Genomic DNA, 22,256 nt, shown 5'->3' on the forward strand with positions numbered 1-22,256 from the left:
GGCGGGAATCGGGCAAAGGCCCAATGGTGCCCGGCGGTCCTGGTATCGACCAGGATCAGACCTTGCGGTACCGGGACTGGAAGAAGCAGTAGACACCGAAGGCGGCGATCCCCAGCGCCATGAGCGCCAGCAGCCACGGGCCGTACGCCTGGTCGCGCAGCGTACGCAGCGCGGCGTCCAGGCCGCGTGCCTTCTCCGGGTCGTAGTTCACCGCGGCGACCAGAACGAGCACGCCGGCGATGGCGAACACTGCGCCCCGGGAGGCGTACCCGGCCATGCCGAGACGGCGGGTGAGCTGACGGGTCTTGGCGCTCATCTCGCCGGTCTTGAGATTGCGCTCGAACTTCTTCTTCAGGCCGTAGATCACCATGCCGATGCCGAGCGCGGCGAGCGCCAGCCCGGCCAGCCCGACCAGCCACCGGCCGCCGTCGGAGGTCATCAGCTTCTCGGAGAACTGCTGCTGCTGGTCCGAGGCGTTGGCGCTGGCGTCCTGGACGACCTTGATCGCGGTCCAGCCGAGCCAGACGAAGACGACGACCCGGAACGCCGAGGCGATCCGCTCGAACAGTCGCTCCTTGCCGGTGCGGGACACGTGGCCGCCGATCGCCTCGAACGCCTGCCAGATCGCCATGGCGAACAGACCGACGGCCATCGCGATCAGGAGGAACTTGCCCATCGGCTGTTCGCCGAGCGTGCGCAGGGCACCGTTCTGGTTGCCCTCCTCGCCGGACTTGCCGAAGGCGATCTGCAGCGCCAGCCAGGCGAGGAGGAGGTGGACGACGCCATAGCCGATGAAACCGGCACGGGTCAACAGTTCAAGCCACCGGCTGTTTCTGGCCTGGGCGGCGGTGGCTCCGGCGTTACGGGTGAGAGACATGAGCCCACAATCTCCCGACGGGCGGTTTTCCAAACGTCACCGCCCGCCGCCACGGCCGAAACGGATCAGCCGTTGCCGTTGCGCGCCACCCGGAGCACGATCTGCTCGTCGGTGACGCTGTCCAGGCTGACCTGCAGGCCGGCGACCTCGGTGGCCTGCTGGCCGACGGTGAGCGTGAGCTGCTCGCCGGCCACCTCCACGGTCACCTGGTCACCCTGGGCGCTGACGAGCTTCGCCTCGACGCCGAGGATGGAGGCGCTGGCCGCCACGCCCCGGTCGAAGGTGATCGTGCAGGCGTCCAGGCCGCAGTTGGTCTCCGCGCCCTCGGAGCTGCAACCGGCCAGCAGGGCGACGCTGAGGGCGAGCCCGGCGAACAGGCCGGCGACACGGCGGGCGGGGGCGGGGGTGGCGCGTCGATTCGTCACCCCGCCAAGGGTACGTGGCGCCGGCCACCGCCCGGCGGGACGCGTTGCCGCACCGAGGTGTCAGGCGGGGCCCGGCCGCTGCCGGACGCCTCGGGCAGCTGCCCTGCCCTGCGGGCTAGGGTGCGGGGATGGCATTCGACGTCGCCCGGGTACGGGCCGCCTATCCGGCGCTGGCTGAGGGTTTCGTCCACTTCGACGGTGCCGGCGGCACCCAGACCGCCGCCCCGGTCGTCGACGCGGTGACCGCCGCGATGCGCGCCGCCGGTGGCAACCGCAGCACCGCCTTCGTGCCCGGACGCCGGGCGTTGGACCAGGTCGCCGGGGCGCGGGCGGCGGTCGCCGACCTGCTCGGCGCGGACCCGTCGGGCGTCGTGCTCGGACCGAGCGCGACCGCGCTGACGTACACCCTGGCGCGGACGCTCGGCGCGCACTGGCGGTCCGGTGACGAGGTGGTGGTCTCCCGGCTGGACCACGACGCCAACGTCCGGCCGTGGGTGCAGGCCGCCGAGGCGGCCGGCGCGACGGTGCGCTGGGCCGAGTTCGACCCGGTGACCGGGGAACTGCCCGCCGGCCAGTACGCCGACCTGGTCGGCGACCGCACCCGGCTGGTCGCGGTGACCGCCGGCAGCAACGCGATCGGCACCGCACCGGACGTGTCGGCGATCGCCAAGACCGCGCACGCGGTCGGCGCGACGGTCTTCGTGGACGGGGTGCACTCGGTGCCGCACGGCCCCACCGACCTGGCCGGGCTGGGCGCGGACTTCCTGGTGACCAGCGCGTACAAGTGGTCGGGGCCGCACCTGGCGGCGATGGTCGCCGACCCGGCCCGGTGGGCGGCGCTGCGTCCGGCGAAGCTGCTGCCGTCGGCCGACACGGTGCCGGACCGGTTCGAGTACGGCACGCCGAGCTTCCCGCTGCTGGCCGGGGTGACCGCCGCGGTGGATCACCTGGCCGGTCTCGACCCGACCGCCACCGGGGACCGGCGCACCCGGGTACGGGCCGGGCTGGCCGCCGCCCAGGCGCACGAGGAGGCGGTCTTCGACCGGCTGCTCGCCGGGCTGGCCGACCGGTCCTTCGTCACCGTCTACGGCTCGCCGGCCCGGCGCTGCCCCACGGTGTCGTTCCGGGTGGCCGGCCTGGCACCGGCGCAGACCGCGGCGGCGCTGGGCGAGGCGGGGCTGTGCCTGTCCTCGGGTGACTACTACGCCTACGAGTACTTCCGGACCATGGGGCTGCGGGACAGCGGCGGCGCGGTCCGGGCCAGCGTCTACCACTACAACACCGTGGACGAGGTGGACCGGCTGCTGGGCGAACTGGACCGGCTGGCCGCGTCCGGAGGGAGGATGACCCGGTGAGCTTCCTGGTGCAGGACAACCTGGCCGAGCGCCGGTTCCAGATCCTGATCGACGACGCGCTCGGCGGGTTCGTCGGGTACGAGCCGCGCGGCGAGGTGCTGGTCCTCACGCACACCGAGGTCGACGACCGGTTCCAGGGCCGGGGCGTCGGCGCGGCCCTGGTCCGGGGCGCGCTGGACCAGATCCGCGCCCGGGGTGGGCAGGTGGTGCCCCGGTGCTCTTTCGTGGCCTCGTTCGTCGACCGCCACCCGGAGTACGCCGACCTGGTGGTCGACGCCCCCTAGGGTCGGCGGGTGCCGGCCAGCAGTTCCGCGGCGGCCCGGGCGGCGGCGGCGGTGGCGCCGTGGGTGGCCAGGTGCACCGCGCCGGTGACCACCTCCGGCACCCCCAGCTCGACCACCACCGCGTCCGGGCGCGCGGCGAGCGCCCGGCCTACCGCCGCCCGCATCCAGTCGTGGCGGTGCAGGTCGCGGACCACGAGCACCAGCGGCCGGTCGGCCGGGCCGGTGCCCGGGTCGGCGGGGACGGCGTCGGCGGCGTACCGGACGGTGGTGGTGCCGGGCATCAGGTGGGCCAGCGGCGCGGCGATCCCCCACGGGGTCTCCTCGCCGATGGCGATGTTGCGCGGCGGCGCGAACTCCACCACGTGCGCGGGCCCGGCCAGCGGCAACAGCCCGGCGTCGCCGCGGACCCGGACCGCCCGGCGGGCGGCGGCCAGACCGATCGGGGTGCCGTCGGCGGGCGGCGGGCCGGTGACCCGGCGGGTGCGGGCGGCGACGCTCCAGGCGGCGAGCTGACCGACCCGTTTCGCCGCCTCGGCCAGCCGTTCCTCGGGCAGTTCCCCGCCGATGACCGCGGCCACGATCGCGTCGCGCAGTTCCCGGGCGTCGGCCTCGGTCGCCCGTTCCCCGCCGACGCAGATCGCGTCGGCGCCGGCGACAAGCGCGCGTACCGCCGCGCCGGCGAAGCCGTACCGGTCGGCGACCGCGCGCATCTCCACCGCGTCGGTGACCACCACGCCGCCGAAGCCCATCTCCTCGCGCAGCAGCCCGCCCAGCACCCGTGGGCTGAGCGTGGCGGGCAGGTCCGGGTCCAGCGCCGGCACCAGCAGGTGGCCGGTCATCACGGCCTGCGCCCCGGCCGCCACCGCGGCCCGGAACGGGGCCAGCTCGACGGCGTCCAGCCGGGCCCGGTCGCCGCCGATGCGGGGCAGGTCGTGGTGGGAGTCGACGCGGGTGTCGCCGTGCCCGGGGAAGTGCTTGGCGCAGGCGGCGACACCACCGGCCTGAAGCCCGCGCACCCAGGCGGCGGTGTGCCGGGCGACCAGGTGCGGGTCGGCGCCGAACGCGCGTACCCCGATCACCGGGTTGTCCGGGTCGGAGTTGACGTCGGCGTCCGGGGCGTAGTCGAGGGTGACGCCGACCGCGGCCAGTTCGGCCCCGAGGTCGCGGGCGACCGCCTCGGTCAGCGCCGGGTCGTCGACCGCGCCCAGGGCGTGGTTGCCGGGCCGTGAGCTGCCCCGGGCCGACTCGATCCGGGTGACGTCGCCGGCCTCCTCGTCGATGGCCACGACGACGTCCGGGCGTTCGGCCCGCAGGCCGGCGGTGAGCGCGGCGACCTGGTCGTGGTCGACCACGTTGCGGGCGAACAGGACGACCGAGCCGAGCCCTTCACCGAGCCAGCGGCACACCCACGGCGGCGGCGTGGTGCCGACGAATCCGGGTTGCAGGACGGCGGCGGCCAGCGCCGCCAGGTCTCCGGTCGATCCCACGATGCGCTGGCTCATGCGCGGCCGTACCCCCGTCTCCCCCACGGACCCGCCGACACCGGCGGTGCTGCCATGGTCACACCGCCCCACTAAATAGTCAACAATCCTTACTGTTAGGCGGTGGCGCCCTCCCGGCGACCCGTGACAGAGTGCCTCCATGGCCGACCTGCTGCTCGCCGACGCCACCAGCGCCGCCGACATCCCCGGCGTACGCCTGCTCGGGCTGGTCGTCGGTGGCCTGTTCCTGTTGCTCGCGATCCGCGCCATGTTCCGCCGCTGATCCCCCCGTCATCCGGTTGGACCCCGCCGCCCGGGGTAGGGCTTGCGATGTCCGGAAACCGGCGAAGGGGGCACCATGAAGATCGGCTACTTCCTGTCCAGTGAGGAGTACACCCCGGCGGAACTGCTGGCCCAGGCGCGCGGCGCCGAGGAGGCCGGGTTCCAGGCACTGTGGATCTCCGACCACTACCACCCGTGGGTCGACGCGCAGGGCCAGAGCCCGTTCGTCTGGTCCACCATCGGCGCGCTCAGCCAGGTCTGCCGGCTGCCGGTGACCACGGCGGTGACCTGCCCGACCGTCCGCATCCACCCGGCGGTGATCGCGCAGGCCGCGGCCACCAGCGCGGTGCTGCATGAGGGACGCTTCGTGCTCGGGGTGGGCAGCGGCGAGGCGCTCAACGAGCACATCTTCGGCGACGCCTGGCCACAGGCCGACGTGCGGCTGGAGATGCTGGAGGAGGCGGTCGCGGTGATCCGCGAGCTGTGGCAGGGCGACTTCGTCAACCACCACGGCAAGCACTACACCGTCGAGCACGCCCGGATCTACACCCGGCCGGACACGCCGCCGCCGATCTACGTCTCCGGCTTCGGCCCGAAGTCGATCGAGCTGGCCGCGCGCATCGGCGACGGCTACGTCAGCACCATGCCCGACGCCGACATGGTGCGCCGCTTCCGCGACGCCGGTGGCGGGGACAAGCCGTGCCAGGGCGGATTCAAGGCGGCGTACGCCGACAGCGCCGACGAGGGCGCGCGGATCGCGTACGAGCGCTGGCCCAACGCGGGCGTACCCGGCGAGTTGTCCCAGGTGCTTCCCTCGCCGCGGCACTTCGAGCAGGCCGCGCAACTGGTCCGCCCCGAGCAGGTGCGGGAGGCGTTCGTCTGCGGACCGGACGCCGACGCCCACCTGGAGATGATCGACAGGTACGCCAAGGCCGGGTACGACGAGGTCTACGTGGCCAACACCGGCCCGCACTGGCAGGGTCTGTTCGACCTCTACCAGCGCGAGGTCCTGCCCCGGTTGCGGTGACCGGCCGCTGCGGTTTCGGCGGGGATCGCCGGGGGTAGCTGAGGCGCTTGATGAAACTGACCACGCACTCCACCAGTCTGCGCCGGGCGGCGCGGAACCTGTTCGGCTGGACCGCGCTGCGGCCCAACCAGCTGGCCGCCATGCGCGCCGTGATGAAACGCCGCGACGCCCTGGTGGTGCTGCCCACCGGCGCCGGCAAGTCGGCGATCTACCAGATCCCGGCCAGCCTGATTCCCGGCCCGACCGTGGTCATCTCCCCGCTGCTGGCGTTGCAGCAGGACCAGATCGCCGCGCTCAACGAGCGGCAGCGCCCGGAGCTGCGCGCGGTGCGGATCAGCTCCGACGAGAGCGCCGCCCAGCAGGCCGAGGCGATCGAGGACATCCGGGCCGGCCGGGCGGAGTTCCTGTTCATCACGCCGGAGGCGTTGAGCAACCCGGACCGGCTCGCCGAGGTCCGCTCGCTCAAGCCGGCACTGGTGGCGATCGACGAGGCGCACTGCATCTCCGCCTGGGGGCACGACTTCCGGCCGGACTACCTGGCGCTCGGTCACCTCATCGACGGCATGGGCCGCCCGCCGGTGGTGGCGTTGACCGCCACCGCCTCCCCGCCGGTCCGCGACGACATCATCGCCCGGCTGCGGTTGCGTGAGCCCGAGGTGGTGGTGTCCGGGCTGGACCGGCCCAACCTGTTCCTCGAGGTGGCCCACTGCCCGACCGACGACTACCGCTGGCGGCGGCTGACCGCGCTGCTGCGTGACGACACCCGGCCCGGCATCATCTACGTGCCGACTCGCCGGGCCGCGGAGGAGTTGGCCGCGCGGCTCACCGACGCCGGTTTCCCGGCCGAGTTCTACCACGGGGGCATGCCCACCGCGGCCCGGCACGAGCTGCACGAGGCGTTCCTCGCCGACCGGGTGCCGATCATGGTGGCCACCTCGGCGTTCGGCATGGGCATCGACAAGCCGAACATCGCCTGGGTGGCGCACATGGCGCTGCCGGACTCGCCGGACAGCTACTTCCAGGAGATCGGCCGGGCCGGCCGGGACGGCGCACCGGCCCGGGTGCTGCTGCTGTGGCGGGCCGAGGACGTCGGCCTGCAGCGCTACTTCAGCGGCGGCCTGCCGGACGCCCAGGAGCTCAGCGAACTCGCCGCGGTGCTGCGCGGCAAGGCCCGCACCCGCAAGGAGCTGCGGGAGCTGACCGGCCTCGGCCCGCGCAAGCTGGGTCAGTACCTGTCCCTGCTGGAGCAGGTGGGCGCCGCCGAACCCCGGGCCCGGCAGCGCGTCGGCGCCCCCCGGTACGCCCCGGACGCCGTCGAGTGCGGTCGCGCCGCGCTGGCCGAGGCGGAACGGCAGCAGACCGTCACCCGGTCACGCACCGACATGATGCGCGCGTTCGCCGAGACCACCGGCTGCCGGGGGCAGGCCCTGCTGGCCTACTTCGGCGAGCAGATGCACGAGGTCTGCGGGCACTGCGACAACTGCCACGCCGGCACCAGTGTGGCCGGCGACGGTGCGGTCGGGCCGTTCCCGGTGCACAGCCAGGTACGCCATCCGGAGTGGGGCGCCGGCCTGGTGCTCAGCTACGAGGAGGACCGGATGACGGTGCTCTTCGACGAGGTGGGCTACAAGACGCTCTCCGTGCCCGTGGTGTCCGAACAGGGCCTGCTGGAACTCGACTAACCTGACCCGGGCGCCGCTGCGGCGCCCGTCGACAACGACGACCATGGCGAAAGGGGCCTGATCGTGATCGAGCAGCCGGCGTACACCCGGTTCGGTGTCTCCGACGAGGAGTGGGGGCTGCTGGTGGGGCTACCGCAGTCCGTGCTCACGGCGGCGGCCGCCGCCGAGTCCGACGGCACCCGCCGCACCATGGCCGAGAACGCCGCCGGTCTGCAGACCATCGCCGCCGGCCGCGAGTCGGCGAGCCCGCTGGTGGCCGCGGTGGCCGGCGAGATCGTCACCCGGGTGGGCGACCCGGAGACCGGCGCGGAGCTGCCGGTGATCACGCCGGACGATCCGAAGGCGATGATCGAGGACGTGCTGGCCCGGGCCGGCGCGGCGTCCGCCCTGCTCGCCGGGCGGGTGGACGAGGGGCAGGCCGGGGCCTACCGGCACTGGCTGGTGGACATCGCCGAGCAGGTGGTGGGTGCGGCGTCCAGCGGTGGCATCCTCGGCCTCGGCGGCGACGTGGTCAGCGACTCGGAGCGGCGTTTCCGGGACCGGCTGTCGCAGGTACTGAACGACTGACGGTGGCACCCGGCCACGTCGGCTCGTTGCCTATGACACACATCACGTCCAGCGGAGTGTTGCTTTTCGGCCCCCCCGGGGCGTCTTGCTCTGTGGAGCATGACCAACCGCGGGGGTCGTTCGTGGACGCAGCGCTGAGCAGACAGATCTTCGACACCGAGCAGGTGCCGGCCGCCGACCGTTTCGGCCTGTGGCTGGACCGGCTGGCCAGCACCCCCGGATCCATGCGGGTGCGCACCGACCACGCGGACGACTTCCGGGCCCGGGCCGAGTTCCTCGAACTGGGCCGGATGCAGGTGATCCGACACCGCTACCCGTCGCTGGAGGGGATCCGTACCCGCAAGCTGATCCAACGCTCGGAGGCGGACTGCTACGTCCTCGCGCTGACCCTCACCGGCACCGGGGTGGCCGGCCAGGACGGGCAACGCGGGGTCTGCCAGCCCGGCGACTTCACCTTCTACGACTCCGCCCGGCCCCAGCAGATCACTCACCACGCCGACGGGGCCCAGTCCGCCAGGGCGATCTCGGCGTTCATCCCGTACGACTCGCTGCCGCTGTCCCACCAACGGCTCGTTCCCCTGTTCGCCGGCCGGATCTCCGGCTCCGAGGGCGTCGGCGCGCTGCTCGCCGACTTCCTCATCCGGCTCACCGACCACCCGGAGCAGTACCACGCCGCCGACGCCGACCGCCTCAGCGGCGTCGGGCTCGACCTGATCGCCACGATGCTCGGCCGGAACCTGGTCTCCGAGGACGCCGTGCCCACCGAGATCCGCCGGCGCGCCCTGCTCACCCAGGTGCGCTCGTACATCGGGCAGCACCTCGGTGACCCTGCCCTGGACCCGCAGGCGATCGCCGACGCGCACCACATCTCGGTGCGCTCGCTGCACCGGCTCTTCGAGTCCGAGGAGACCACCGTCGGGGCGTACATCCGCGACGAGCGACTGAGCCGGTGCCGGCGGGACCTGGCCGACCCGACGCTGGGCGGACGGTCCATCCAGGCCATCGCCGGCCGCTGGGGATTCCGGGACAAGGCCCACTTCAGCCGCGCTTTCCGGGCCGCCCAGGCGGAGACGCCGCAGGCCTACCGGGTCCGGCACCTGAAACCGGCACGGATCGTCAACAGCGAGGCGTCCACCGTCAACTCGGGCCGCCCATACTGAAACCGGGCCGGCGCCGCTCGCGGTGCGGGCCCGGAATATCGGGGGGGCCGTGGCGCGGCGCCCGCGGCGACCACGCCGCGGGCGGCCGCCCGGTGGTGCCCGCCCGTCACGCGACGGTCACACTGGCCCCGTCAACTCCCCCCAGGATCGACGGGGCCGGTCCGTTTCAGCCGGTCTCCTCCTCCAGCAGCGCCAGCACCGACTTCTCCACCGCCTCGCGTGGCATGTCCGGACGCACCGGCGCCAGCACCCCGTCGTGGAAGAGGTCGACCACCCGCGGGTCCACGTAGGACGTGCGGGCCACCGTCGGGGTGTTGCCGAGCAGTCCGGCGACCGACCGCATCACCGCCGCCACCGCGCGCCGGCGGGCGGTGGCGGAACGCTGCGGGCCCACCGTGGCCAACTCCGCGGCGGCCAGCACGGTGGCGTGCCAGGTGCGGAAGTCCTTCGCGGTCATCTCCCCGCCGCTGGCGTCCCGGAGATAGTCGTTCACCTCGTCGCTGCGCACGTCGCGCCAGGCCCGGCCATCCCAGTAGCCGAACAGCCGCTCCTGGGCGCGGCGACGACGGCGCAGGTGGAGCAGCACCCGGCACAGCTCCGCGTCCTCGACCCGGTGGACCTGTTCGATGCCGCCCTTGGCCGGGAACTCGAAGACCACGCAGCCGTTCCGGGACCGGGCGTGCTCGGGGCGCAACGTGGCCACCCCGAAGGTGGGGTCCTCGCCGGTGGCGTACTGCTCGCTGCCCACCCGGAACGCCCCCATGTCGAGCAGTCGGGCGACGGTGGCCAGCACCCGCTCGCGGCACAGCCCACGCAACGCCAGGTCGTGACCGACCCGCTCGCGCAGCGTCGGCAACCGGTGGGCCACCTCCAGAACGTGGTCGAACTTGGCCTCGTCCCGCTTCCGCCGCCACCGCGGGTGGTACAGATACTGCTTGCGGCCGGCCGCGTCGATGCCGGTGGCCTGGATGTGCCCGTTCGGGTACGGCGAGATCCACACGTCCTGCCAGGCGGGCGGAACGACCAGCGCACGCAGCCGGGCCAGCTCGGCGGCGTCGCGCACCGGCTCACCCGTCGGATCGAGGAAGAGCCACCCCTTGCCCCGCCGCCGACGCCGGTATCCGGGCCGGCCCGGATCGCTACGCCGCAACCGCACCGGAGACCCGTTCCACCTCGGCCACCGCCGCCACCACCTCGTCGATCCCGATGGCATCCAACGTCGGGTGGGTTCCTACCCCGCCGGATCCGGTCGAATCGGCGTGGGCCGAGGCGGACCGGAGCGCGCCGAGCGCCCGGTGCCGGGGCCGGTCGCCCGGCGGCCCCCAGTGCGCGGCCGGCACCGGCCCGAACAGCACCACCGAGGCGGTGCCGTAACCGGTGGCGAGATGCGCCACGCCGGTGTCGCCGCTGACCACCAGCCGCGCGCCGGCGACAAGCGCGGCCAGCTCGGCCAGTCCGGTGCGGCCGGCCAGCACCGCCTGCGGCGGCAACCCGGCGTCGCGGGCGACCCGCTCGGCCAGCGCCCGCTCGTCGGTCGAACCGGTGACCACCACCCGGTGCCCCCGCGCGGCCAGTGACCGGGCCAGCCCGGCGAAGCGATCCGCCGGCCAACGCTTGGCCGGGATCTTGCTCCCCGGGTGCAGCAACGTGACCCCGGCCGGTACGTCGACCGCCGCCGGACGCCGCAACGTCAGGTCACCCGGGTCGGCCGGCAACCCGTACGCGTGCAGCAGCCGGCACCAGCGGCGGACCTCGTGCTCGTCGTCGTCCCAGTCCGGGCCGGCGCGATGACCCGCGCCCGGGTTGCGGTAGGCGAGCAGCCGACCGGGACGGACCGCGGCCAGTGCCCGGTGCGACCGCGGTCCCCGACCGTGCAGGTTGACCGCCACCTCCGGCGGCGGGCCGGTCCAGGCGATGCGGTCCGGCCCGGTGGTGGGCAGCACCCGGTCGACCGCTCCGGTCAGCTCCGCCAGCGGCGTCAGCCAGGACGGGGCGGCGAGCACCAGTTCCCGCCCGGGCAGGCCGGCGCGCAGACCGCGCAACGCCGGCACGGCGGTGACCAGGTCGCCGACCCCCAGCGCCCGCAGCACCAGGATCACGGGTAGGAGGACTCCCGCTCGGCGCAGACCACCAGTTCACGGACCGCGCAACCGGCCGGCTGGGACAACGCGAACATGACCGCGGCGGCGGTGTCGGACGGCTCGTTGAGCGCCGCGTCCGGGCCGGGCCGGTACTGCGTGTCCCGTTCGTCGAAGAAGGCGGTACGCATGCCGCCGGGGACCAGCAGCGTCACCCCGACCGTGCCGGCCAGCTCGGCGGCCAGCGCCCGGGTGAAGCCGACCACCCCGAACTTCGCCGCGCAGTACGCGGTGGCGTCGCTGACCGCCTTGACCCCGAGCGTGGAGGCGACCGTGACGACGGTGCCCCGGGAGATCTCCAGCCAGGGCAGCGCGGCCCGGATCACCGCCGCAGTGGCGAGCAGGTCCACCGTGACGATCCGCTCCCATGTCTGCGCCGGCACGTCGGCCAGCTTCCCCGGCACGTCCATGCCGGCGGCGGTGACCACGGCGTCCAGCCCGCCGTAGCGTTCCGCGAGGTCCCGGGTGGCGGCCTCGGCGGCGCGGGTGTCGGCCAGGTCGCACTCGACCCAGGGCACCCCGTCGGTGGGGCCCTGCCGATCCAGCACCAGCGGCCGCCCGCCGGCCCGGCCCACCGCGGCGACCACCGCCGCGCCCAGCCCGCTGGACCCCCCGGTGACCAGGACCGTCGACCCGGCTTTCACTGCGCACCCCGCTGGTTGCCTCGCGCGTTCATGGTGCTCCCTTCGCCGTGGACCGGACGACCGCCTGCGTGGCGGCCTCCGCGACGGCGACCGGCCGGCCCGCGTGGCCCCGACCGGCCCGGGCCGCCGCGATCATGTCGGTGGTGGACCGGCCGTCCAGGTAGGGCACGACCACCGTGTGCCCACCCCAGCGGCCCAGGATCTCCGCCTCGGGCAGCACCGGCTCACCGCCGCCGGTGGCGTAGTCGCCGCCCTTGACCCAGATGTCCGGGCGCAGCCAGGACAGCGCGGCCTCCGGCGTCGACTCGTCGAAGATCAGCACCGCGTCGACGCAGCCCAGCGCAGCGAGCAGCCGTCCCCGGTCGCCCTGCGGCACGACCGGGCGCTCCGGCCCTTTCAGCCCGGCCACGCTGGCATCGGAGTTCAGGCAGACCACCAGGCAGTCACCGAGCTGCCGGGCCGCCTGGAGCGTCGCGACGTGCCCGGCGTGCAGCAGGTCGAAACAGCCGCCGGTGGCCACCACGGTCCCCCCGGAGGCGCGCACCCGGGCCACCACCTCACCGGCCGCCGCGGCCCCGATCCGCTCCCCACCGCCGGTGACCACCGCCGGGGCGACGGCCCGGACCGGAGGCGGCAGCGCGGTCGCCACGCCACCCCCGGCCACGTACGCGGACGCCTCGGCCACCGCCTCCTGCACCGCCTCGGACACCAGTGCGCCCCGGGCCAGGGCCAGCGTCGCCGCCGCCGCGAACCGGTCCCCCGCCCCGCAGGTGTCCCCCTCGGCGGCCGGCGCCGGCACCACCAGCGGGGTGGAACCGGCGTGGCTGAGCAGCGCCCCATCCCCGCCCAGGGTCACCGCGACCGCGCGCGCCTGCCAACGCCGGCGCAGCGCCTGGGCACTGCGGGACGCGGCGGCCAGCCGGGACCCGCCCGGCGGCGTCTTGGCCAGGTCGCGGGCCTCCGGCTCGTTCGGTGTCGCCAGGTGCACACCCGGCACGGCGGCGCAGCCGCGCGGATGCGGATCCCAGACCACCGGCGCCCCGGTGGCCGCCAGCGCGGCGCGCAGCGCCGGATGCCCGGCGACGCCCCGGCCGTAGTCGCTGACCAGCACCGCGGACGCGCCCGCGAGCAGCCGCAGCACCGCCTCGCTGGGCGGGCCCGGCACACCGGCCGCCCCGCCCCGGTCGTGGCGCAGCAGCACCCGCCCGCGCGCCCGCAACCGGATCTTCTCCGGGGTGGCGCCGGCCAGCGGCAACGCGTACACCCGCACCCCGGCGGCGGCGAGCAGGGTGGCCAGCCGCGCCCCGCCGGCGTCGTCGGCCAGCGCGGTGACGAGCGCGACGTCGGCGCCCTGCGCGGCCGCGAACACCGCGGCCAGCCCCGCGCCGCCGGGCCGGTCCACCGACACCGTCTCGTCCAGCACCGGCACCGGGGAGTCCGGGCAGAGCCGGTTCACCAGACCCTCCACGTCCCGGTCCAGCAGAGTGTCGCCGAGCACCACCACCGTCATACGCCACCTCCCGGTGCCACCTGCGGCTGCGGTCGTTCGAGCGGGACCTCGACGCCGGTGCGCACCGGTTCGGCGAGCGCCGTGGGCAGCGCCCGCTCGGCGTACTCGCAGAGCACGTGCGACGCGACCAGGTGAAGTTCCTGCACCACCTGACCGTCCGGCGAGTCGATCGCCAGGTGCTCGTGGCAGCAGTCGGTGAGCGGGTTGGGCGCCGGCCCGGTGAAGGCCCAGCAGCGCAGCCCGCCCTCGTGTGCGGCGCGGGCGGCGGCGAGGAGGTTGGTGCTGGTGCCGCTCGTGGACATGAGCAGGAGCAGGTCGCCGGGGCGGCCGTGGGCGCGGACCTGGCGGGCGAATGCCTCGTCGTAGCCGTAGTCGTTGGCGATGGCGGTGAGGGCGCTGGTCTCAGCGTGCAGGGCGATGGCGGACAGGGGCTGCCGGTCGTGGCGGAGCTTGCCGACGAGTTCGGCGGTGAGGTGTTGGGCTTCGGCGGCGCTGCCCCCGTTGCCGGCCACCAGCAGCCGCCCGCCGCTGAGCAGGCACCGCGCCAGTTCCGCACCCCAGCGCGCGAGAACGGGTTCCGCCTCCCGCAGCGGCAGCATCGCGGCGGCCAACCGGGTCAGGTGCTCCTCGAGCATCGCCGCGCCGGCCGCCGGCGTGGGCGCCGCCATCAGGCGACCACCCGGGTCGGGCGGCGAACGGCGGCGACCTCGCCGTACAGCTCCGTGAGACGGTCCGCCGCGGTGGCCCAGGAGTAGCGGGTGCGGGCCCGTTCCCGGGCGGCGGTGGCGTACGCGAAGCGGCGGATCCGGTCGTCGAGCAGGGCGCGGAGCGCCGCGCCGAGCGCCGCCGGTTCCCGGGCCGGCACCAGGTCGCCGGTGCGCCCCGGCACCACCGTGTCGATGAGCCCGCCGACCGCGGTGCCGACCACCGGCACGCCGCAGGCCATCGCCTCCAGCGGGGTGAGCCCGAACGGCTCGTACCAGGGGGCGGCGGCGAGCACGTCCGCCGACCGGTACCACCTGCCCATCTCCTCCCGGGGCACGGCGCCGACCAGGCGTACCCGGTCGGCGACGCCGAGCGACCGGGCGAGCGAGCGCAGCCGCCGCGCGTACGGGTCGGCCTCCAGCAGCCCGGCCGGCGGCCCGCCGACCACCACGCACTCGGCGTCCGGCACCTCGGCCACGGCGCGGATGACGTCCTGGAAGCCCTTGCGCTCGACCAGTCGGCCGACGGTGAGGACGCGGGCCCGGCCGCCGCCGTCGGCGACCGGGCCGAACGGGGAGAACGTGGTCAGGTTCACCCCCGACGGCACGACCGTGATCCGGGGCCGGGGCACACCCATCCGCACCAGCTCAGCGATCTCGTCCTGGCACTGGGCCACCACCCGGTCCACCGAGCGGCCCAACCGCCGCTCGTGGTCGATCCGCCCCGGTGGGCTGGTGTCCTGGGCGCCCTGGTGGCGGCGCTTGACGCTGCCCAACGCGTGGTAGGTCTGCACCAGCGGCACGCCGGCGCGCCGGGCGGCGGCGAGCCCGGCCAGGCCACTCATCCAGAAGTGGGCGTGCACCACCTCGGGCTGCCAGTCGCCGGTGCGCCACCGGTCGGCCAGCCACTGTCCGAACGCCGGCATGTACGGCAGCAGGTCGTCCTTGGCCACCGGCTCGGCCGGTCCGGCGGGCACGTGCACCACCTCGTACCCGTCCGGGGTGCGCACGTTCACCGGCAGGTCCACCGCGTCCAGCCGGGTGTAGACCCGCACGTCGTGACCGACGGCCGCGAGTGCGGCGGAGAGCTCGGCGACATGCGTGTTCTGGCCACCGGCGTCCTCGCCGCCGAGGACGGCGAGCGGGCTGGCGTGCTCCGAGATCATCGCGATGCGCATACTTCCTCCTCCAGCAGCCGGTCCCAGTCGGCGAGGAACCGCTCCAGGCCGTACCGTTCGCGGGCGGCGGCGCGGGCGGCGGGGCCCCCCCCGCGGGGGGGGCCCCCACCACCCCCCGGCTGCAGCCGGCCCTCCACTCACCGACAGGCCCGTCCGAACCACCCTCTCAGCCCGACCTCAGCCGGGCCGGCCACGGATGATCAGACGTCCCCGTCGGGCGGCTCACAGAAGACCTAAAGCGGACGAGAGATTCGTGTACTCGTCGAGGGACGGGCGGTTGTCCTCGCTTACCCGCGCCGAACCATCCGTCATGCCCGCAGGGCGGTCGCGGCCGGAGTCCAGGTCGACTCGTCCTCGACGTCGGCGACCGTGATCCCCTTGGCGATCTTCTCCAGCTCGACCCGCGACAACGTGTTACCGCGCCCAGGGGCGCTGACCTCGAGGACGACTGTGCCGTCGGCGCTCCAGAACTGGCACCAACTGCCGAGCGGCGAGCCGTCCCTCCCGGGCCGGTCGGGTGCGTCGTAGCACTCCGTCACACCGGGCTCCGGCGTCTGGTCCGCGCTGCTACTCGGGATGACGGAGATGCGGAACCCGTCTTTGATGCCGCCCTCGGTCGCGTCGTACGGTGCGGTCAGTCCAGTGGTGGGCACGGCGGACTTGGTGTACGTCGCGCCGCCGTAGTCGCCGGCGCGGGCCGTGGCGATGCCGCCGAGGCCCGACGTGGCGTGGGTGCCGATCTGCAACGGCACGTAACCGTCCGGCAGGTAGCCCACCTTGAAGGGCAGCAGGGCCGGCGTCGGCCTGCTGGGCTTCAGGCCTTCGACCAGGCCGCCCAGCTCCTCGAAGCTCGGCGTGGCCTTGTCGCCGGAGTACGACGTGACAGCCGCCCAGGCGTTGTCGGCGTACTCCCAGGCGAACAGCTTGTTGCCGCCATCCACCGGGCGCTGCGGGTCAAGGCCGACCGGCAGCGTCGCCTGCACGGCCCTGCGCCCAGCCACGGTGACGCTCGCGCCGTCCTTGATCTTGGCGGGATCGAAGGCACCGGGCCGGTAGACGGTCAGGTATGCCCAGAGGGACGGCTTACCGTTCTCCCTGTTCCGCAAGAACGCGTCGCCCTGCTCCTCCACCTCCTGGGCGGTCATGGGCTTGTCGTTCGAGGTGTGGCCGTCGGAGTAGACGGAGGCGATCTGGTACGCGGTGGACGCGACGATCGGGTCCTGCACATGCAGCGTGCCGGCGTCGTACCCGCTGAAGGTGAAGGTGAACGGCACGGCTTCGGGCCACTCGGCCCCGGCCGGCTTGTACGCCGCCGCGCCGGCCACGATCGGCGCGGCCGGGGAGCTCTGCTCGGCACCCAGGGTCGGTACCACGAACGCACCGGCGACCACGGCCACGACGAGGCCCGCCGCGCCGGCTGACGCGAATCCGGCCCGACGGCGGCGCTCAGCCCGCCGCCCTGCCATGACGATGTCGTCGGTGGTGCGGGACATCGGCGGCTCATCGCCCGTTACCGCGTCCACGAGATCATGCAACCGCATGGGTCCACTCCTTTATCGACGTTTCATTGAGATCGGTACGGCTTCCGCCGAGTGACTTGCGCAGCTTCGTCAGGCCACGGGAGACCTGACTCTTGGCCGTGCCCACCGTGCAGTTCAGGACGCTGGCGGTGTCCTCCAGGCTCAGGTCCAGGTAGTGCCGGAGCACAACTGCGGCTCGCTGCCGGGGTGGCACCGCGTCGAGCGCCGCCCGCAGGCGCATCCGCTCGTCGGTCGCATCGGCGGGGTCGCGCAGCGCGATGTCCGGCATGGCGTCACCGGCCGACCGCTCGCGTCGCCACGGCCGACGGGTCTCGTCGACCGCGGCCCGGTAGACCATGGTCTTGACGTAGAGATCGGGCCGGTCCAGCTTCCGCCAGCGGGGGTAGAGCTTGACCAGGGCGTTGGCCACGGCGTCCTCCGCCGCGTGCCAGTCGCCGCAGGTCACGTACGCCAGCTTGCGCAGTGACGGCATCTCTGACGTCACGAACTCGCGGAATGCTTGTTCGTCTTCGGCTTTCAAGTCCACTGCCTCCTCGTGACGGAGGTAGAACGGAACCGCCCACCCGGAAAGTTGCACCGCTCGAAGAAGTGGCCGGATCGACAGGATGAGGTCAGTTCCGTCGCCGGCCGACTTGGCGGTAGGCCGCTTCCTGGATGCCGTAGAGCTCCGCGTACCTGCCTCCGGCCGAAATCAACTCGGTGTGCGAGCCGACCTCGACCACCCGTGACCCGTCCAGCACCACGATCAGGTCAGCCCTCCGGACGGTGGAGAATCGGTGCGAGACAAGCAGGGTGATCCGCCCACCCTGGCCACCATGTGGCTGCCGCGCCGCCGCGTACCGCTCGAACAGCTGATGTTCGGTCTCCGCGTCCAGCGCCGCGGCCGGCTCGTCCAGCACCAGTACCAGAGGGTCGTCGCGCATGAAGCCGCGCGACAGGGCCACGCGCTGCCACTGCCCGAACGAGAGGTCGACACCGTCCCGCCACGTCGCGCCCAGATGGGTGCCCAGCCCGGCGGGCAGCCGGGCCACCACGTCGGTGGCCCCGGCCCGCTCGACCGCCGCATCCACCGCCGCCCGGTCGTCGATCAGGATCCGACCGGCGGTCGGGTCGTAGAACCGGCACAGCAGCTTGATGAGCGTGGTCTTACCCGCACCGTTCTCACCGACGATCGCAATCACCTTGCCGGCCGGCCGCGGCCAGCACCAGCGCCCGGCCGCTCGGCGGGTGCACCCGGCTGGTACGCCACCCAGGACACCGCCGCCACCAGCGCGACACCGAAGACGCACCAGACCGCGCACTGCCAAGCCGTCGTGATCCACTGCGCCCGGCGGTGGCCAGTTGCCACCACGAGTCCCCCACCAGGGCGAAGATCGTCCAGCCCGCGGTGACCAACGCGGCGTTGACGGCGATCATGACCAGGTAGTAGGTCGGGCGCCGCTCCAGCAGACCCGCCTGGCGCACCCGGCTCAACAGTTCGGCGTAGTCGCTGCCGCGACGGCGCTGCGACCCCGGCGGCGCCGCGACCCCGGCGGCGCCGCTCCGACGGTCTGGTCGATGATGCTCATGGATCCTCCCGGCATGGACGCTCAGCGCGTCGCCGGGGTCCGGGGCGAATGCCCCCAGCCTACTCCGCCGCCGGCACGGCAGGGCGGTACGGCGATCGTGCCATCACATCGAGGAGCGCGGCCACCGACACGGTGGCGAAACCGACCCGGGCGTCGCTGGCCCCGTACGGCAACCACAGCTCGCCGGCGTGGATGAGCCCGCCGCAGGAGTAGACGACGTTGGGTACGTATCCGTCCCGGTCGGCCTCGTCGGGTGACAGGAGCGCGCCGGGAAGCCGTGCGAGGACCCGTTCCGGTCGGTGCAGGTCGAGCAGGAGTGCGCCGATGGCGTATCGGCGCATCGGACCGACGCCGTGGGTGAGCACGAGCCAGCCGGCGTCGGTTTCGATAGGGGATCCGCAGTTGCCGACCTGGATCAGTTCCCAACTGTCCTGCGGGGCGTGCAGCGGCACCGGTTCCTGCCACCGGTTCGCACCGTCCAGGCAGGTCAGGCCGATGGTCTCGCCGTCGGCGCGGCACAGGGCGAGGTGCCGGCCGCCGACGGTACGGGGGAACAGCGCGACGCCCTTGTTGCGGGCGCCCGGCCCGCGCATCGGGGTGCTCTCGAAGCGGCGCAGGTCGGTGCTGGCCAGCGCGCGGGTGGCGATGTGCCGTCCGTCGTAGGCGGTGTAGGTGGCCCGGTACACGGGTCCGGAATCGTCCACGAACCTGACGAACCGGGCGTCCTCCATGCCGTTGCTCTCCGCCGGAACGGCTGGCCAGAGCACCCGTTGGTGCAGGGCGGTGTCGGTGGGGAAGGTCGTGGCGTAGGTGGCGGCGTTGGTGCGGCGTACGTGTTCGAGGGTGTCCGGTCCGGTGCTGCGGGAGAGCAGGTCCGGTGGCAGGTTGCCGAGCACCCGCTCGAAGGTGGCCTCGTCGTACCGGTCGGGCAGGGCGTCCAGCACGGTGGCGGTGATCTCGTTGTCGCAGTCCACCTCGGTCAGGCCGGCGGCGAGGAGGTCCCGGCGGTGTCGTACGGCCATCCGCTGCCCGACGACGGGCGGGCCGGACCGGTCGGCGACGGCGAGCCGGCGCCCGGGTCCGAGGACTGCGGTGGCGAATCCGATGGACGACAGGTGTCCCTCGCCGATCTGGCGCAGGCTGATAGCGACCCGCAGTTGCCCGGCGTCCAGACCGGACTGGTCGGGGTGTTCCACCATGGACGGGTTACACAGCGCGGCGGCCTCGACCGCGTACTCGTGGCTGAAGTAGGCGCCGATCAGGAGCCGGGTGGTGGGGGGTAGGTCCCGGGCCCGGGCGATGCGGTGCCGGACGAGGTCGTAGTGGTGGTGGAAGGTGCCGTCCAGGTTGCGGTGCCGGGTGCCGAAGCGGTCGAAGGTGTCCCTCAGCAGCCGGCCGGTCTCCTCGTCGTCGAGGTGCGCGACGCGGTCGATGAGCGCCTGCGCGCGGGTGCGTACCAGGGCGGCGTCCTCACCCGGGACGAAGAGCTTGACGACGACCCGGCGTGGATCCGGGGCAAGGGTGGCGCCGTGCCGGACGGCCAGGGTGTCGGTCACGACCATCGCCGGGCGTGCTGCAGGGTGGAGATGAGGGCGAGGGTGGATTCGGCGCCCTGGTTGAGGTTGGGTCCGTGCGCGGTCAGCCCGTCGTAGCCACCGCCGGTCGCCGGATCCCACATCCGCGTGCCGACGTCGTTCTCACCCAGGAACCATCCCACCGCCTGCCGTACCCCGACCTCCCAGCCGGGGTCGCCGGTGACGTCGGCGGCGGTGGCACAGGCGTCGGCGAACGCGGCGACCTCGATCGGCTGCTGGTCGTGGCACCGCCGCGGCGCACCGCGTTCCCAACCGCCGGCGGGTACGACCGCCAGGTGCCCGTCGCGCAGTTGGACGTCGCGCAGCCAGGTCAGCATCCGCAGGCCGTCGCCGAGGGACGGTCCGTCGTGGCGCAGTTGGCTGGCGGCGATGACGACCTCCGCGAGGGCCGCGTTGGCATAGGTCAGCCGTGGCTGTGGCCAGGGCCAGAGCGGGTCGGCTCCAGGGGCGCCGATCGTGGTGGCCGCGGCCTTCAGCAGTGCGGCCGCGTCGGTGTGGCCCGGGTGACGGCGCAGCACCTCGACCGCGCCGAGCCCGGCGAAGGCCATCGCGTGCGGGGTCGGGGCGCGTCTGGTGGCGCCCCGACCGAAGGCGACCAGCGCCTCCTCCCGGATCCAGGGCGCGGGGCTGCGGGCCGCTGCGGTGCCGAGCCCCCACAGCGCCCGGCCCCACCAGTCGCCGAGGCCGGGCTCGTCGGTCCAGCGCCGGTCGTGGCCGAGCCGGTTGCGGAAGGCGCCTGCGGCGTCCTGGGCATGGGTCAAAAACGCGAGGTAGCGCTCGGCGAGCCGGAGCACCTCCTCGGTCGGCTCCGGCTCGCGGCTGGTGACGACCAGGCCGCGCGCGACGTCGTCGGTGCAGTAGCCGTGTTCGCGGCGGACGATGGCGTGCCGGGCGTGCTCGAACAGGCCGGTGTCGTCACTCAACCGGCTCAGGTGCGCGAAGCTCGGCCGGGGCGTCGGATGTCGGCGGCCGCTGCCCGGCAGGCTGGACAGACCGGTGGTCGCGGTCACGCCGACGCCGCGCTGACTGCGGGACGGCGGGCGGCGACGAGCCGCTCGGCGAGCGCGCCGTAGCGGGCCGACACCGCCGGCCAGCGCAGGTCCGCGGCCAGCGGTCGGACGCGGCCGGCCAGCCGCGCGCCCAGGCCCGGTTCAGTCAGGATCCGCCGGATCGCGTCGGCCAGCGCCGCCGGGTCCTGATGGGGTACGACCAGACCGGGGCCGCCGGTGAGCAGCTCGACGGCGTGCGGGAAGGCCGTGGCCACGACGGGAACCCCGGCGGCCACCGCCTCGATGAGCACCCCCGAGGTGACCTGCTCGCGGGAGTCGTAGGGCAGGACGACGACGTCGGCGGAGCGGATCAGCCGGCCGAGGGTGGCCTGGTCGTGGTAGACGTCCTGGTAGTCCACGGCGTGTGCGATGCCCAGCTGCGCGCCGAGCCGGTGCAGTCCCGCCCGGTACGCCTCCCCCTGGTGTTCGACCACCTTCGGATGGGTCCGGCCGGCGACGGTGTAGGTGGGGGTCGGTTCGAGGTCCTGCAACCGTGCGAGGGCCCGCAACGACCACTCGACGCCCTTGCCGGGACCGAGCAGCCCCCAGGTGAGCAGGTGTGGGCGGGTCCGCCGGTCGGCGGGCACGCGGACATGGTCGGCGGCGCCGTGCGGGATGACCGTCACCTTGTCCGGACGTACGGTGTAGCCGACGAGCAGCCGGTCACGTGCCGTGTCGGTCATCGTGACGACCGCTCCGGCGGCGGTGACGATCTGCTCCAGCAGGGACTTCTGCCGGGGCGAGGGTCGGCGGAGCACGGTGTGCAGGACCACGATGCTCGGCACGGTGAGCCGGCGCAGCAGCGGCAGGACGTCCTCGCCGTCGGCGCCGGGGTAGATCCCGTACTCGTGCTGGACGACGGCCACGTCGAAGGCGTTCAGGGCCGTCGCGGCGTCCCGCCAGCCGGCCTGGGTGCGGGTCGACCAGGTGTGCACGACCCCGGGTCCGGCCCGCAGGTCGTCGCCGCGGTCGGTGACCCGGACGATGCCGCCGCGCGTACCGTCGGCGGTCAGCTGGGCGGCGAGGGCGCAGTTGAAGGTGGCCAGTCCGCACCGGGTCGGTGGGTGGGTGCTGAGGAATCCGTAGCTGAGCATGGGTGTCGGGCCTTCCGGTTGTCGGCCGCCTCCGGGGTACACGGGGACGGCCTCACGCGGTGTCGGCGCACGCTGGCCAGCGTGTGTGGCCGGCG

Annotated in this window: 23 protein-coding genes and 1 pseudogene; 7 read left to right on the forward strand and 17 right to left on the reverse strand. The window is 74.0% G+C overall.

The genetic code is table 11. From position 1 onward, the window contains the following. Window positions 1–55 precede the first annotated feature (55 nt). Window positions 56–877, reverse strand: coding sequence for a DUF1206 domain-containing protein (locus ACLQ2X_RS07335; protein ID WP_425680192.1), 822 nt, complete (start codon window positions 875–877; stop codon window positions 56–58). Between the two features lie 65 nt (window positions 878–942). After that, window positions 943–1,302 carry a hypothetical protein gene (locus tag ACLQ2X_RS07340; RefSeq protein WP_425680193.1) on the reverse strand — a complete coding sequence of 120 codons (360 nt, stop codon included), beginning with the start codon at window positions 1,300–1,302 and terminating at the stop codon, window positions 943–945. 128 nt (window positions 1,303–1,430) lie between these two features. On the opposite strand from ACLQ2X_RS07340, the gene ACLQ2X_RS07345 reads away from it, so the two are divergent. Then, entirely contained in the window at window positions 1,431–2,657 is a 1,227-nt protein-coding gene (locus ACLQ2X_RS07345; protein ID WP_425680194.1) for a cysteine desulfurase-like protein, read from the forward strand. Continuing rightward, complete coding sequence (locus tag ACLQ2X_RS07350; protein WP_425680195.1) at window positions 2,654–2,941, forward strand: GNAT family N-acetyltransferase; 288 nt, start codon at window positions 2,654–2,656, stop codon at window positions 2,939–2,941. The genes ACLQ2X_RS07345 and ACLQ2X_RS07350 overlap by 4 nt, the downstream gene beginning before the upstream one ends. Here ACLQ2X_RS07350 and ACLQ2X_RS07355 read toward each other — a convergent pair. After that, window positions 2,938–4,443, reverse strand: coding sequence for a glycoside hydrolase family 3 protein (locus ACLQ2X_RS07355; protein WP_425680196.1), 1,506 nt, complete (start codon window positions 4,441–4,443; stop codon window positions 2,938–2,940). The genes ACLQ2X_RS07350 and ACLQ2X_RS07355 overlap by 4 nt on opposite strands. A 139-nt stretch (window positions 4,444–4,582) precedes the next feature. Here ACLQ2X_RS07355 and ACLQ2X_RS07360 point away from each other — a divergent pair, with 139 nt between their 5' ends. The 5 genes from ACLQ2X_RS07360 to ACLQ2X_RS07380 all read left to right on the forward strand — a co-directional run bounded on the left by ACLQ2X_RS07360 (window position 4,583) and on the right by ACLQ2X_RS07380 (window position 9,140). Continuing rightward, the gene (locus ACLQ2X_RS07360) at window positions 4,583–4,705 is read left to right on the forward strand and encodes a hypothetical protein (RefSeq protein ID WP_425680197.1); all 123 of its coding nucleotides are present in this window, start codon (window positions 4,583–4,585) and stop codon (window positions 4,703–4,705) included. 75 nt (window positions 4,706–4,780) lie between these two features. Then, entirely contained in the window at window positions 4,781–5,731 is a 951-nt protein-coding gene (locus ACLQ2X_RS07365; protein ID WP_425680198.1) for a TIGR03557 family F420-dependent LLM class oxidoreductase, read from the forward strand. 50 nt (window positions 5,732–5,781) lie between these two features. Then, window positions 5,782–7,413 carry a RecQ family ATP-dependent DNA helicase gene (locus ACLQ2X_RS07370; RefSeq protein ID WP_425680199.1) on the forward strand — a complete coding sequence of 544 codons (1,632 nt, stop codon included), beginning with the start codon at window positions 5,782–5,784 and terminating at the stop codon, window positions 7,411–7,413. Between the two features lie 63 nt (window positions 7,414–7,476). Next, complete coding sequence (locus ACLQ2X_RS07375) at window positions 7,477–7,980, forward strand: hypothetical protein (protein WP_425680200.1); 504 nt, start codon at window positions 7,477–7,479, stop codon at window positions 7,978–7,980. 122 nt (window positions 7,981–8,102) lie between these two features. Continuing rightward, window positions 8,103–9,140: a helix-turn-helix domain-containing protein gene (locus tag ACLQ2X_RS07380; protein WP_425680201.1), complete on the forward strand. Its 1,038-nt coding sequence runs from the start codon at window positions 8,103–8,105 to the stop codon at window positions 9,138–9,140. Between the two features lie 166 nt (window positions 9,141–9,306). Here ACLQ2X_RS07380 and ACLQ2X_RS07385 read toward each other — a convergent pair whose 3' ends face one another. The 14 genes and pseudogenes from ACLQ2X_RS07385 to ACLQ2X_RS07450 form a co-directional block, all read right to left on the reverse strand. Continuing rightward, window positions 9,307–10,296, reverse strand: coding sequence for a DNA topoisomerase IB (locus ACLQ2X_RS07385; RefSeq protein WP_425680202.1), 990 nt, complete (start codon window positions 10,294–10,296; stop codon window positions 9,307–9,309). Next, the gene (locus ACLQ2X_RS07390; protein WP_425680203.1) at window positions 10,280–11,239 is read right to left on the reverse strand and encodes a glycosyltransferase family 9 protein; all 960 of its coding nucleotides are present in this window, start codon (window positions 11,237–11,239) and stop codon (window positions 10,280–10,282) included. Before ACLQ2X_RS07390 ends, ACLQ2X_RS07385 begins: the two co-directional genes overlap by 17 nt. After that, window positions 11,236–11,922 (reverse strand): SDR family oxidoreductase, encoded by a 687-nt coding sequence (locus tag ACLQ2X_RS07395; protein ID WP_425680204.1) that lies wholly within the window; start codon window positions 11,920–11,922, stop codon window positions 11,236–11,238. Before ACLQ2X_RS07395 ends, ACLQ2X_RS07390 begins: the two co-directional genes overlap by 4 nt. 28 nt (window positions 11,923–11,950) lie before the next feature. Continuing rightward, entirely contained in the window at window positions 11,951–13,423 is a 1,473-nt protein-coding gene (locus tag ACLQ2X_RS07400) for a PfkB family carbohydrate kinase (RefSeq protein WP_425680400.1), read from the reverse strand. A 5-nt stretch (window positions 13,424–13,428) separates the two neighbouring features. After that, window positions 13,429–14,100 (reverse strand): D-sedoheptulose-7-phosphate isomerase, encoded by a 672-nt coding sequence (locus ACLQ2X_RS07405; RefSeq protein ID WP_425680205.1) that lies wholly within the window; start codon window positions 14,098–14,100, stop codon window positions 13,429–13,431. Further along, window positions 14,100–15,314: a glycosyltransferase gene (locus ACLQ2X_RS07410; protein ID WP_425680206.1), complete on the reverse strand. Its 1,215-nt coding sequence runs from the start codon at window positions 15,312–15,314 to the stop codon at window positions 14,100–14,102. The genes ACLQ2X_RS07405 and ACLQ2X_RS07410 overlap by 1 nt, the downstream gene beginning before the upstream one ends. Next, window positions 15,299–15,400: pseudogene (locus tag ACLQ2X_RS07415) on the reverse strand (glycosyltransferase family 1 protein); the annotation flags it as partial. The pseudogene ACLQ2X_RS07415 and the gene ACLQ2X_RS07410, both read right to left, overlap by 16 nt. A gap of 222 nt (window positions 15,401–15,622) precedes the next feature. Continuing rightward, complete coding sequence (locus tag ACLQ2X_RS07420; protein ID WP_425680207.1) at window positions 15,623–16,855, reverse strand: hypothetical protein; 1,233 nt, start codon at window positions 16,853–16,855, stop codon at window positions 15,623–15,625. Then, entirely contained in the window at window positions 16,842–17,432 is a 591-nt protein-coding gene (locus tag ACLQ2X_RS07425; RefSeq protein WP_425680208.1) for a SigE family RNA polymerase sigma factor, read from the reverse strand. Before ACLQ2X_RS07425 ends, ACLQ2X_RS07420 begins: the two co-directional genes overlap by 14 nt. A 34-nt stretch (window positions 17,433–17,466) precedes the next feature. Continuing rightward, a complete protein-coding gene (locus ACLQ2X_RS07430) occupies window positions 17,467–18,036 on the reverse strand; it encodes an ATP-binding cassette domain-containing protein (protein ID WP_425680209.1) in 570 nt (189 codons plus the stop codon). Further along, a complete protein-coding gene (locus tag ACLQ2X_RS07435) occupies window positions 18,017–18,328 on the reverse strand; it encodes a hypothetical protein (RefSeq protein WP_425680210.1) in 312 nt (103 codons plus the stop codon). The genes ACLQ2X_RS07430 and ACLQ2X_RS07435 overlap by 20 nt, the downstream gene beginning before the upstream one ends. Before the next feature lie 154 nt (window positions 18,329–18,482). Continuing rightward, window positions 18,483–19,985: a glycoside hydrolase family 130 protein gene (locus tag ACLQ2X_RS07440; protein ID WP_425680211.1), complete on the reverse strand. Its 1,503-nt coding sequence runs from the start codon at window positions 19,983–19,985 to the stop codon at window positions 18,483–18,485. After that, window positions 19,976–21,028 carry a glycosyltransferase gene (locus tag ACLQ2X_RS07445; RefSeq protein WP_425680212.1) on the reverse strand — a complete coding sequence of 351 codons (1,053 nt, stop codon included), beginning with the start codon at window positions 21,026–21,028 and terminating at the stop codon, window positions 19,976–19,978. Before ACLQ2X_RS07445 ends, ACLQ2X_RS07440 begins: the two co-directional genes overlap by 10 nt. Beyond that, window positions 21,025–22,161, reverse strand: a complete 1,137-nt coding sequence (locus ACLQ2X_RS07450; RefSeq protein ID WP_425680213.1) for a glycosyltransferase — start codon at window positions 22,159–22,161, stop codon at window positions 21,025–21,027. Before ACLQ2X_RS07450 ends, ACLQ2X_RS07445 begins: the two co-directional genes overlap by 4 nt. Window positions 22,162–22,256 lie beyond the last annotated feature (95 nt).

It is taken from the genome of Micromonospora sp. DT31 (assembly GCF_049841795.1).
In the GTDB taxonomy this organism is placed as follows: Bacteria; Actinomycetota; Actinomycetes; order Mycobacteriales; family Micromonosporaceae; genus Micromonospora.